Origin of the sequence: Sphingobacterium prati, assembly GCF_013167215.1 — a bacterium.
Classification (GTDB): domain Bacteria; phylum Bacteroidota; class Bacteroidia; order Sphingobacteriales; family Sphingobacteriaceae; genus Sphingobacterium; species Sphingobacterium prati.
Genome location: NZ_JABJWY010000007.1, coordinates 79,123 through 91,657, shown reverse-complemented (window position 1 = coordinate 91,657; position 12,535 = coordinate 79,123). Strand labels below are relative to the sequence as shown.

The window sequence follows — 12,535 nt, the reverse complement described above, 5'->3', positions numbered from 1 at the left end:
GATACATTTTAGATAATTTTAATCACTTTACCTATCAGGTTTATTTCTGGAACGAGCCCCCAGAATCTAGAATCTTCGGAAGAATAAAAATTGTCACCAAGAAAAAAATAGTAATTATTTTTAAACGTATAATGATTAACATACTCGCCATTTAAAAAGTACTTTCCCCCACTGCGGATAATTGAATTTCCTTCATACTTCATTATGGAACTATACAATGCAAGGTTTTTCGGATTTAATAAAATTTTCCCTCCTTTCTTTGGTACCCAAAGCGGACCAAATTGATGAACTGACCAACGGATAATAGGATCGTGCGGAAATATATTTTTATTGAATTGACCTTGTAAGTTCCTGACTTTGTGACTAAGGTCTTTTCTTGAAATCTTAACCGTGTCTCCAGGTATTCCATAGCAACGCTTTACGAAAACATCTAATTCAGCTCGCGTCGAAATGAGCGTATCTTCAGTAACAGGCCTTTTTATTATCAAAATTCTGTTTTTCAATAAAGAATTATCGCTGATCGTGTCTGAATCACGATTAAATTCCTTTACCAAAATGTAATCACCTGGTTTTATAGTGGGTAGCATAGATTCAGTTGGCACTATGTAATAATCAATTCTCCCATATACTATGCTTATTATGATAAAAGCAAAAACCACACATAGCCCCAAAAAAATGAGGTACCTTTTTTTATTCATGAGCTAATTCACTATTGCGGTATTTTTTAATGAATAGAATTTCTTTTTAGTATTTGTCACCAAAACAGTATACTGCTCTATATTACCATGTTTGTGAAATGTATTTATGTTTAGCTGTACCAACGCCGTATCATTGGGTGCAATTTTAAACTTTGAAACATAGAAACTCGTACAGCTACAATCGGGTTGTATATCTGTGATCTTTAAAGTATCACTACCTGTATTTTTGATTTGATATAATGCCGTTACTAATGTATCTTGTGGTATTACTCCAAAATCAACTTTCTCTTTATCAAATTGAACCTCGGCTTTAGAATGTTTATCAACATTTTGAATAGGATCCGTTTCTGCCTTTTGACTATTTTGCACGCAAGAAAATAAAAAAAAAGTAGCTACAACTAGAACTGAATATTTCATTTTATGTGGCTTAATTGGTTAATTTGAATTTATAAACCTTAATGGCATTTTTTGACTGGTCAATGAAAGCATTGGAATAAACTTCATTATCAATTATTCCTGACATTCTAAACCCTCTAGGAACATCTATATCTGCTATAAGTGCATTGTCTTTGTAGATCTGAAGTCCGTCACTAGCTTCGCCAATACCTTTGCTATATCCTCTAAATAAAAGATCTTTATTTTCAAAAAATTCTAGGAAAGTATAATGGCCATTTAACTTTGACTGTTCATGATAGTTAGAATTAAATAGTTCCATATCTGAAGTATTCTTAAATTCTGTCTTCATGTTTCTCCCTTTAAACCCAAAAGATTTTTTAACATTCATGTTATCGTCTATATCATAAATAAGGCTATCCGCACCAAAAGAAACTTTATAATTATTCTTTTGATCAATATCGAATATTGGGAATCCAAATACCATGAAATCAAAATTTTTCGAAAAGAATGGGGGGAATCCGCCATATATATCCTTAATATATCCGTTTTTTAAGGACATACTAGCAAAAATCCGTGCTTCTGCCGCGTAAGTTTTCATTGTTGGATTATATGCCCGGTGTTGAGATACAATCGGAAAGATCAGATCATCACCGTATGCTCTTACCTTGCCGCCGTACACTAGTGAGTACATTTCGGGTATTGACGGATCTGGCTTGTCTAGAAGCTCCTCGTATGTATGCGTTGGACGCCAATTGATTGCATAATCATTTATCCTTTCATATTTTTCGTTAAATATATAACAGTCATATCCCGTACCCATAAAAAATGAGCCCCCGCTGGGGAGAAACGAAAAGAAGGTCACGTTTTTCACTGGAAGCTCGTTCTTTCCACTTCCTTGTCCAATATATGAATGAACAATGCTTCCATCTTTCTTAAATTCATGGAGGAAACAGAATCTGGAATCTAAAAAATATAAAGAATTATCCTTAATATATATTTCTCCAACATATGATGTGTTGATAGAGTCCAATTGAATAGAATCAATAGCAACGTTATTAAATTTTATTAATTTTTCACTCTTATTTTTTGCAGTTGAATAGTCCGACTTCTTTTCAGACTTACAGGAGTAAAAACAAATAAAAGCGGCAACCACTGAAAATTTAACAACACTTTTCATAGAATATTTTAGCATCTTTTTCATTTCATAATAAAGTAAGAGGCAATAATTAAATCACCTCTTACCCTCGAATTAGTTCAAAATCTTAACCTTCACAATTAGAGTTGTAAGAAGAACAACTTGACGATCCTGCAGGAGCACATTGACTTCCTCCATTATTTGCTGCGCAGTTATTATTACCACCCCAAAAAGCACAGTAACAGCTAACGTCAAATGCTGCGCGTGCAACTTTCGGACTCATAGAACTTTTAAGTGTATTACTTTGTGCAAATCCAACACACATCGTAACTGCAGCAAGGCTTCCTAAAACCGCTTTCATAATTTTTCTTTTGTTCATAATAAAATGATTTTAAATTGAATTAATAAATATTAACTACTCTAATATAACGTTATGTTTTTTCACTAGCCCAGCAATATCAATAATTTTCGATGAAATAGATATTTTTTAGGTTCAAATAGTATTTTTATATTTTTTTTAAGACAAAGAGAATAAAAAACGATTTAGCCAAACAAGAGTTTACCTCCAAAAACATATAAAACAGAAGTGGTTTATATGTTTTTCAAATAAATAAATCACTTCATAGTAATACAACTTCAGTAAACTCTTATAAGCCCATTATACTGTATAAATTAGCCCTATATTTGAGACCGATATCTAATTTGAGGTTATTTTTTAAGCTCACTTGAATAGCTTCAACGCTCTTTATTTGGTTTACATTGACAATATGAGATTTATGAATCCTTATAAACCTATTCTCGTTCAGCCTTTTTTCAAGATCTTTAAGCGTTGTAGAAACTGTATGATTTTCATCTTTTGTAATAATCTGAGCATAATCTCCCATTGCTTTGATATAGAATATATGATCAGAATTGATAAAGATTGATTTGTGCCCATCTTTAAATTTGAGAATTTGATTCAATTGTTTCTCCTGTTTAGAAATGATCAAATTTCGGACCTTGCTTATAGCTTTTTCGAACCGCTCAAGCGTTAGTGATGGTTTGAGAATATAATCAACCACATCGAGTTCATATCCATCAACTGCGAATTCACGGTGATTGGTAACAAATATAACAAAAGGAGGGCTGGATAATGACCTCAAAAATGCTAGGATTTCACTTCCTGGTGCTTGAATATTTGAGATCATTAAATTTACATTCCCTGATTCTAAAACTTCCTTTGCACTTGTTAAATTCCCATAACTTCCTGATAGCATTAACCACTCAACCCTTTCCACCATACTTTCTAATCTCTTTAACGCGAGAAATTCATCCTCTATAATTATCACATTAATTTTATACATTTCGAAAATATTTATAATACATACTCATGCGCCAAACGGAAATTGCAAAATAGATTTCCCTGTGTCCGTTAACAAAAAGCCAAAATGATCGCCATAATTTAACTGAAAGCCACCCTACACCTTTAATTATAGCCCTGAGATATATACTATTGGTCTGTTGCTGATTTTTGTTCAAAACAAACTTTATGCAATATCAAATGATTTATTTGATATATATATCTAAATATTACAGGAATATTGATACGATAATTTAACTCTTTAACAAGCTAAACAAACACAGCTTATAATTGATTAAATAACATTAATTTATTTAAAAATTTTCTTTTACATTTCTTTATTATATAAGAATAGTATAAATAAAATAAAAAATATTTCACACCAATAGGTATTAAATTATATTGAGACGATTTGTATGAATATTGAGAAAATAATGACATACTGCAGCTAAAATCCCGGAATCTATTTCTTTAAACTGTCAAAATAGTACTCCGATACCACAGATACTCCAAACCAAAAAAGCCTTCCTCTTTCAATCAAAGGAAAGCTTTTAGCATCAAAAGATAGGTTAAGTTTGTTGTCCACTCGCTCTATCGGCAACCAATTTTGCAATCAACGATCCACCGATCTCGCTGGTCAAATTACGGAGATCATTGTATTTATCAATCAGGGTGTTCAAATTAGCAACTACCTCAGGCAAGGTATTCGCTGCAGAATCTGCCGCTGTACCTGGCAAAGGACTTGCTGAACCTGGCACACCTGCGGACTTTTTCACTAACCCAATTTCAGAATTATTTTCCTCCAAAGTAATATTTTGATCCAATACTTTCACAGAAGCACGCGTTTCGTTGGAAATCCTCTGTGCAAACTGTCCAATCAGAATATTCAACCTGAACATTCGCTAGATAATCATAAGTGTAGTCCAATTGACGAGGCTCGTCAATACAATGTTGTAAGCATTTACTTTAATACAATTCGACTTCCCAATCTTCAAATTCCGGTTGAACTTTAGTCGTATTTTAATATTCTGCCGTTTTGGAATAGCTGCAACTGCTTGATCACATTTAGGTTTAAATCGGTTTCAAAATAATAGCTTGAGTTTCCCCAAGAATCAGTCAATTCGTCTCCTATATTATCATTCCAAAATTTTTTAAAATATCTTGAGTCCATTTGCGGGGTTTAATATAACGAATGCGTTTTCGACTATACTAACTTACAAAAAGTCGCAGAAATGGAAAGCATTTTGCGAATGCAAAGTGCAAAAAATAACTATATATCTTTATTATGGAATAACATTTATTAAATTTAAAATATGATAGTCATTGGCTATTTTGATGAGGTGTCCTAATATTATTCCATACCCAATGAACAACATAATAAACGTTATTAAAGGAGATATTACTAAGATTGAAGTTGATGCAATTGTAAACGCTGCAAATAGTTCCTTACTTGGTGGTGGCGGTGTAGATGGTGCCATTCACCGAGCAGGTGGTCCAGCTATTCTGGAAGAATGCCGAATGATAGTAGCTAGACAAGGGGGCTGCAAAACGGGTGAAGCAGTTATCACCACAGCTGGCAATCTACCCGCTAAATATGTCATCCACACCGTCGGTCCTGTTTGGAATGGCGGCCAAAAGAATGAAGAGAAACTCCTAGCAAATTGTTACTTCAACTCCCTTCGACTGGCTGTGGATAATAGCTGTACAACAATTGCTTTTCCGAATATCAGCACAGGTATATACAGGTTCCCGAAGAAATTAGCTGCACAAATATCGATTAACGCGATAAATCAGTTTCTTGAATCAAATACAACAATCAAACTAATTACAATAGTTTGTTTTGATGATGAAAATTTCCAGCTATTTAAACGATTACCTGGGCGATAAGCCTATGCTTTTGCCGTCAAAATGAAACCCTCTTATCATGGCTAACTGTACCTGCATGGAGATACCCGAACCTCAAACTGATCTGAATATCGTATTGAGGGAACTGAAAGATCTGCGATCAGCAGTTATTGATAAATAAACATAAAATTTATAATTTATGGAGGTCATGAAATCGCCCGGAGACCGTATAAAGATCATATTGAAAAAAATATCTGTGAAAGATTCTGAATCATTTTACCGATTGTACTTTGGAGATGAATCAGCCGGCCAGGATCGGACAACTGATGAGGAGCATATGAATCCGGTACAGTTTACGGAACATATTTTATCTCTTTGTGAGGAACTCTACAGTATACGAACTGTGGAAAATGAGAATATAGTTATTGGTGACTGCGCCTTACACCACTGGAATCAGGAAGAAAAGAAAATTGAGATTGGTGGTTCTCTGCTGCCCGAGTATTGGGGAAAAGGAATAATGTCTGCAGCTTTTGAGTTGTTGATAGCATTGGCAAAAGAAAAGTACCAGGTAAATATATTGGTAGCAAAGACGGAAATATCGAATCTTAAAGCACTGAAATTTGCTGAAAAATTAGGTTTTCAGAAGATGGGTAATGAAGGAGATATCATTATTCTTGAAAAACGGGTTTCATAGTAGGTCTGTACACAGCACACTGGGACGCATAGCTTCCGGACGGCATTATTGTGTCATTGCCAAAATATCTGTAGATTAGATGGAAATAGTTTCATGTACAAATACGCTAAGTTATGATAAAGATATTGTTTGGCATGATCCCTCTTCTAGTAGGGTCTTGTAATGATGTGAACGATTTCTACCAGGGCCGAGTAATTGATGAGCAAAACAAGCCGCTTAAAAATGTGCTTGTTGCTGAGGATGACACAAAAACGGGACTTCAGACAAAGACAGATGGGGATGGCTATTTTAAATTAGCCCGCACACCACAGTGGTTGGGTACATTAATTTTTTATAAGGCCGGTTACAAAGTGGACTCTATCCCCACCGTAACACAGCAATCCGGGGAAAGGGTACATTACAGCTTTATCAATAAAAAGGATACAACGACCATTGTCTTGGAACAGGTCAAATAACTGTCTGCTGCAACTGATCGAAAGCCTTTATGGCAAAGTAGATAATGAGCAGTATCTTCATTTAATCAATACCTGTCCCAGTACAGAATGGAAAGAAGCACTCCAGTCCAGGTACCAAAATGCCTAAAATAAATCCTGAGTCTACAGATCAGTGTTTTTCAATGACAAATGCTTTAAGTTCCGCCATTTTTCCATCTTCGAATCGCCAAATGTCGCAATAATCGAATTTTTCATATTCCCCAGCCTTATTTTTCAACATTATCTCCCCGGTCACCATAACAAAATCGCCCTCCTCAATAGACTTTTCCAATTTGAAAACTGGCGGTTCATGATAGAACTCTTTCATATAAGCGCGGACTTCTTCTATCCCATGGAGGACACGGTCCCCCACAAAGACCCATTTCGTATCTGCAGTACAGTAGGCCAGAAAGCTTTCATAATCTCCTTTTGCTACAAATTCATTGGCTGTCTGTAATATCGTTGTATTTTTCATTTTCATCTAAATAAAAAGGGGCGGGCACATGAATTCCCGACCTGTATAATTACTAAAATAAACTATCGCTACCTCTCCAAGGAACATTGTCCAATGCGAAAAGTTCATTATCTCTAAAAAAAAGGCATTAATTTTTCTACTAGCCCCTTTAACTAAATTATATACCATGGATTGGCGCGTGCTATTCACTCCGCGGGTCGGGCTTTAAGGGCATCTTAGCGCAGCGGATTACTTCAATGGAAGGGCAGCCATATTCTAAAACGACTTTGCCTTCGATCAGATAGATACCAGCTCCTCTTAGCGGATATTTCACCAGTGTTTGTGGAAAATGTACGGTATCAAAAAAGCGTCCCTCGGCATCGAGGAAAGTACCGAATTTCATCAGGTCGCCACGCTTGGTCTTCACAAATTTCTCACAGACAAAATCTCCTACTACCCGGATTATTTTTCCCTCATGCAGATGGAGTTCCCTGGCTGGCATATCCCCACGATAATCACTTTTAGTCAGATCAAACAAGGTACCGGTCACACAAAAGCCGATCAGTTCGATCTCATCGTAATAGTCCTCCAGGATATCTTCTTCCAAAGGCGGAAGTATCGGTTTGCGGCTCTCGGTCTCAAATAGCGCCATGCCGACAGTAGCAGGTCTGTGCTTGCTCATAAGGAGATGAGCTTCCCACAGCAATTGCTTCTTGCCTGTCCCTGTAAAACGCAGGGCACCGACACGGATCAAAATGACAACCTGTTCAATACCTGCCTGTGTCCGCTTGACAAAGTTTTCCAAACTCGTGTACCTGCCATTGGCTTCGCGTTCCTCAATAATACGATGGGCCAATTTACCCTCCAAATTGAGCAAACAATCAAAGCCCAGATAAATATCCTTGCCTTGAATGGAGGTAGTAAAAACGGACTGATTGACGCAGGGCAGGCAGATATTTCCACCTGAAATTCGCGCCTCATTGACATAGACCTTACGATTGTAGAACCCACCATAATTGTTGAGCACCGCAACCATAAACTCCAAGGGATAATAGGTCTTGAGAAAAAGACTCTGATAACTCTCTACAGCAAAGGATGCGGAATGCGCCTTGTTAAAGGAATAGCCTGCAAAGCTTTCCATCTGCCGCCAGATCTCGCGGCTGGTCTTTTCGGGGTACCCCTTGGCCTTACAGTTGGAAAAGAACTTTTCCTCAATTTCGATCAGGTGGTCTTTGCTCCGGTATTTGCCCGACATCATACGCCTGAGCACATCAGCATCGGCCATATCCAGTCCGCCATAGGCGTTGGCGATTTTCATTACATCTTCCTGATAGACCATGACCCCATAGGTTTCTTCGAGCTGTTCCTTAAACACGGGATGTGGATAGACTACCGTCGTGGGATCGTGATGGCGACGGATGTATTCGCCCATCATACCCGAACTGGCCACACCGGGACGGATAATGGACGAGGCGGCTACCAAGGTCAGGTAATCATCGCAACGCAGCTTGGTGAGGAGCTGCCGCATGGCTGGGCTCTCAATATAGAAGCAGCCGATGGTATTGGCTGATTTGAGCTGCGCGGCAATATGGGCATCCTGGAAAAACCGTTTGGGATTATCGGTATCAATGACCACGCCTAGATTTTCACGCACGATGGTACGACAATCTTTGATATGGCCGATACCGCGCTGTGAAAGGATATCAAACTTCTCAAAACCGATATCCTCGGCTACATACATATCAAACTGCATGGTAGGTAGTCCTTTTGGCGGATTGTCCATTGCCGAATAAAAGGTCAGCGGTTCCTCCGAGATCAGTACTCCACTGGCATGGATGGTGCGCTGATTGGGAAAATCGGCCATGCGGTTGTATACGCTCAAAATGGTGTTGGTCACCTCATTTTTGTTGAGCATATGCTCGGGTTCGTGCACCAGACGGTCAATCTCGGCTTTGGGCAGACCATAGACTTTACCCAGTTCACGCAGAATACTCCCGGAGCGAAAGGTACTCATGGCGCCCATCAAGGCCGTATGTCCTGTCTGATAGCGGTTGAAGATAAAATCATAGATCTCGTCACGCTCGTTCCAGCTGAAATCGATGTCAAAGTCTGGTGGGCTCTTGCGCTTGGGATTGAGAAAACGCTCAAAGGGAAGATTGAGCGCAATGGGGTCAACATCGGTGATCCCTAGGCAATAAGCGACAGCGGAATTGGCTCCAGATCCACGGCCTACATAGTGAAAATTGCGCCCGCGCGCATAGCGGCAGATCTCGTCCGTAATCAGGAAATAACTCGAGAAACGCAGGTTTTCGATAATCTCGAGCTCGCGCTGTATCCTTTCGGTTGCCAGCCGGTCATGACCACCATAGCGCCTGGAAAAGCCATCCATACAGTACTTGTGCAGCAGCTGCTTATCGTTGTAGCGATTGCCGGTAAAGGTGGCTTTATTCTTGACGCTGGTAAAATCAAAACTAAAGGAGCATTGTCCAAGTATGCGGTTGGTGTTGGCCAGCAATTGCGGTAGGTCCGAAAAAAGGCGCATCAGTTTGACCCTGGGGATAAATACCTCGTCCTCGCCAGCTAGCTGATCATTGCTCAGCTGAGAGATCAACAGATTATTATCAATCGCCCTTAACTGCCGATGTAGGGTATAATCGGCCTTACGGAAACTCACGGTCGCCAGGATCACACAGCGATCAAGAACCTTTCGATCCATCAGCTGGGCGCGGGTACGCTCATTGGGTCTGACACCGATGTATTCAAAATCGCGTAGCGGAAAGGTATTGAGCTTGCTAAAGGGATAGATCACAAATACCTGCTCGAACTCTGGCGCACGCTCAGGTGTAAGGCGATTTTCCATATTGAGCTTGGTCCGGTATTCGTTGATCTCACGGAATCCCTGTTCGTTTTTGGCAATGGCCACAAAACAAAGCTGATCGCCGTTTCTAAATTCCATTCCTGCAAGCAGGTTTAACCCTGCTGCGCGCCCCAGTTTGATGAAGTCCAGCGAACCTGAGCTGTTATTGATATCGGTAAGCACGGCGGTATCATAACCGCCGGCCAGCATGCCCGAAATAAGATCCTGTAGGCTGAGGGTACCAAAGCGCAGGCTATAGTAACTATGTAGATTTAAGAGCATGCTCCCCTCCTTTCTCCGGTAGCGGTGCACAGATGGCCTTCATCAGAAATTCGGCGCCATAACGCTTGCGGATCTTGTCCATGGCTTGCATGAGGCTGACCTCCTCAGCGCTATCGTCAAAGAGATCGGTCTGATAGGAACCGTAGATCAGGCCCGAAAACTTGATTCCGATAAGCCGGATCAGCATCCTGCGGCTATAGAGTTTCTTGAAGAGTGAAAGTACAACATCGGTTAGCTTCTTATCCGAGTTGGTATAACCAATCTGCAGCTGTTGGGTATGGGTATCGAAGTTACTATAGCGGATCTTGAGCGTGACGCAGCTGGTCAGTTTCTGATCTTTGCGCAGATCGAATGCCAAGGTATCGACCATACCAATGAGGGTACGACGGAGCACATCCATATCAATGGTATCCTGCTGAAAGGTGTTTTCCTTGGACATGGATTTCTGTTCGCGAAAAGGTAGCACGAGGGAATCATCGAGCCCATTGGCTTTGCGCCAGATGTTGATCCCATTTTCCCCGAGGACGCGCTGCATGGTGACTGCTTCCATCTGCTGTAGGGTGCCGATCTTGGAAATCCCCATATTCCGGAGTAAGGTAAAGGACTTCTCGCCGACCATGGGAATCTTGCGGATGGATAGCGGGGCTAGGAAGCCCCGCTCAGTCCCATTTTGTACCTGCTTTTCGCCACAGGGTTTGGCTGTACCGGTGGCAATCTTGGAGACGGTTTTGTTGACTGATAGACCAAAACTAATGGGAAGACCTGTCTCTCTGATAATGCGCTGGCGGAGTTCCTGTGTCCATTTCCAGCAGCCAAAGAAGCGGTCCATACCGGAGACATCGAGGTAATGTTCGTCGATACTGGCTTTTTCAACGATAGGTGTCTCTTCTTCAATGATCTGTGTAACGATACCGGAATAGTGACTGTACCGATCGTGATCGCCCCGCACCACAACGGCTTCGGGACACATGCGCAGCGCCAGCCGCATCGGCATAGCGGAATGCACGCCATACGTACGGGCTTCATAGGAGCAAGATGCAACTACCCCGCGGTCACTACTCCCTCCGATAAGCACGGGCACTCCGATGAGCTTGCTATTCTGCAAGCGCTCGACAGATACAAAAAATGTATCGAGATCACAATGTACTATACTCCTTTCCATGTTTTTTCAATTCTCTAATCAGTCGTTTACGACGACTCTTGTTTCCGGTAGTTGCTGTATCCAAAATTACTAATATTATTAGCAAACAATCAAGAAGGTATAATGTTTAATTTTTATCACATTCATAGCCAGTGATATAATTTATAGTTGGGGGGGCTCTTTGAGTAAAAGAAGGTTTATGTAAGCGGTTTGCGGGAAATACCGAAAAGTTATAAGACTTAGCCAGCTATAAACAAAGAATAACCTTTTAATAATTAACGAAATAATCATCGACAAATCATAGTACTCTAATCAGCAAAGTGCCATTGCGAATAAAAAACGATCTTAGTCGAGCATATTGTAGCAATTAAACCTTATACATTGATATTATTTATTATATTTAATTAACCATTAATTTTTTGATGACCAAATTAATCCTTCATTCTTGCACAGTATAGTTTCAAAGCACTATTCTCTTTTATTGCTCTTAATTGCAATATTTTATTGTTTTACGGATTTTAAATGGAGTGGTGATAAATAAGTTCAAAACGCCTAAGAAATAAGAATAATGATCTAGCTTTCAATGGCTTGTATAAATCCTTTGACTCATTAACAAGTGCTACAAAACAACAGATTATCGCCGATTTGTCAGCGAGTCTTGGTGCGGATTTCCCTAACGTTAACGAAAGAGCAACTATAATGGTAGATTATGAAATGGGGTATAAAGGAAAAAAATGTCAATAAGTATGAAAAAGTTAATAATGATTGCTGTGATAGTCATGTGGACTAACAGTGTAGTTTACGGTCAAAGGATCAATAATAATTTGTCAAAATTACAATCAAGTTTTGTCAAATATATAAGATATCCAATGGATTTAGAGAAAGCCTCTATTCCATCATTCTTTACATTAAAGGTCCAGTATGATGAGAAAACTAAGCAATATAACTTAGAATTTTCTGATAGTGCACATCCGCTTATGATTAAAGAGGTGTTAAGAATTAAAGATAAATTAGATTTTAATGTAGTATATGATGATCTTAATATGGAGAATCGTGATACACCCATCATAATTCCAATTGAGATTAGATTAGCAAGGGTGTCACGGGAGTTTTCAAATCCTAAAAGCAAAGTATCTCAAGATCTATATAATTTCAAAGGAAAACAAGCTTTTGGAGAGTTTATTTTTACGCCTCCATTGTCCGTATCGTGGTAAAGAAAAA

General features: G+C 39.3%; 13 protein-coding genes. 4 read left to right on the top strand and 9 right to left on the bottom strand.

Annotation, left to right across the window (positions count from 1 at the left end):
- Window positions 1-8: 8 nt before the first annotated feature.
- From lepB to HPC41_RS01065, 6 genes are all read right to left on the bottom strand, one after another.
- A complete protein-coding gene (lepB, locus tag HPC41_RS01090; protein WP_172392178.1) occupies window positions 9-698 on the bottom strand; it encodes a signal peptidase I in 690 nt (229 codons plus the stop codon).
- Between the two features lie 3 nt (window positions 699-701).
- On the bottom strand, window positions 702-1,115 hold the full coding sequence (locus tag HPC41_RS01085; RefSeq protein ID WP_172392177.1) for a DUF1573 domain-containing protein: 414 nt from the start codon (window positions 1,113-1,115) through the stop codon (window positions 702-704).
- 10 nt (window positions 1,116-1,125) lie between these two features.
- The gene (locus HPC41_RS01080; RefSeq protein WP_172392176.1) at window positions 1,126-2,295 is read right to left on the bottom strand and encodes a hypothetical protein; all 1,170 of its coding nucleotides are present in this window, start codon (window positions 2,293-2,295) and stop codon (window positions 1,126-1,128) included.
- Between the two features lie 61 nt (window positions 2,296-2,356).
- The gene (locus HPC41_RS01075) at window positions 2,357-2,608 is read right to left on the bottom strand and encodes a hypothetical protein (RefSeq protein ID WP_172392175.1); all 252 of its coding nucleotides are present in this window, start codon (window positions 2,606-2,608) and stop codon (window positions 2,357-2,359) included.
- A gap of 268 nt (window positions 2,609-2,876) precedes the next feature.
- Complete coding sequence (locus HPC41_RS01070) at window positions 2,877-3,572, bottom strand: LytR/AlgR family response regulator transcription factor (protein ID WP_172392174.1); 696 nt, start codon at window positions 3,570-3,572, stop codon at window positions 2,877-2,879.
- A gap of 565 nt (window positions 3,573-4,137) precedes the next feature.
- On the bottom strand, window positions 4,138-4,467 hold the full coding sequence (locus HPC41_RS01065) for a hypothetical protein (RefSeq protein ID WP_172392173.1): 330 nt from the start codon (window positions 4,465-4,467) through the stop codon (window positions 4,138-4,140).
- A gap of 466 nt (window positions 4,468-4,933) precedes the next feature.
- Here HPC41_RS01065 and HPC41_RS01060 point away from each other — a divergent pair, with 466 nt between their 5' ends.
- The 3 genes from HPC41_RS01060 to HPC41_RS01050 all read left to right on the top strand — a co-directional run bounded on the left by HPC41_RS01060 (window position 4,934) and on the right by HPC41_RS01050 (window position 6,562).
- Entirely contained in the window at window positions 4,934-5,455 is a 522-nt protein-coding gene (locus HPC41_RS01060; protein ID WP_216660620.1) for an O-acetyl-ADP-ribose deacetylase, read from the top strand.
- 157 nt (window positions 5,456-5,612) lie between these two features.
- The gene (locus tag HPC41_RS01055; protein ID WP_172392172.1) at window positions 5,613-6,107 is read left to right on the top strand and encodes a GNAT family N-acetyltransferase; all 495 of its coding nucleotides are present in this window, start codon (window positions 5,613-5,615) and stop codon (window positions 6,105-6,107) included.
- A 113-nt stretch (window positions 6,108-6,220) separates the two neighbouring features.
- Entirely contained in the window at window positions 6,221-6,562 is a 342-nt protein-coding gene (locus tag HPC41_RS01050; RefSeq protein ID WP_172392171.1) for a carboxypeptidase-like regulatory domain-containing protein, read from the top strand.
- 148 nt (window positions 6,563-6,710) lie between these two features.
- Here the strand turns inward: HPC41_RS01050 and HPC41_RS01045 are convergent, their stop codons facing one another.
- The 3 genes from HPC41_RS01045 to dinB form a co-directional block, all read right to left on the bottom strand.
- The gene (locus HPC41_RS01045; protein WP_172392170.1) at window positions 6,711-7,055 is read right to left on the bottom strand and encodes a nuclear transport factor 2 family protein; all 345 of its coding nucleotides are present in this window, start codon (window positions 7,053-7,055) and stop codon (window positions 6,711-6,713) included.
- Between the two features lie 181 nt (window positions 7,056-7,236).
- Window positions 7,237-10,173 carry a DNA polymerase III subunit alpha gene (locus HPC41_RS01040; RefSeq protein ID WP_172392169.1) on the bottom strand — a complete coding sequence of 979 codons (2,937 nt, stop codon included), beginning with the start codon at window positions 10,171-10,173 and terminating at the stop codon, window positions 7,237-7,239.
- Window positions 10,154-11,335 (bottom strand): DNA polymerase IV, encoded by a 1,182-nt coding sequence (gene dinB / locus HPC41_RS01035; protein WP_172392168.1) that lies wholly within the window; start codon window positions 11,333-11,335, stop codon window positions 10,154-10,156. Before dinB ends, HPC41_RS01040 begins: the two co-directional genes overlap by 20 nt.
- A 725-nt stretch (window positions 11,336-12,060) precedes the next feature.
- Here dinB and HPC41_RS01030 point away from each other — a divergent pair.
- Window positions 12,061-12,528, top strand: coding sequence for a hypothetical protein (locus tag HPC41_RS01030; protein ID WP_172392167.1), 468 nt, complete (start codon window positions 12,061-12,063; stop codon window positions 12,526-12,528).
- Window positions 12,529-12,535: the final 7 nt, after the last annotated feature.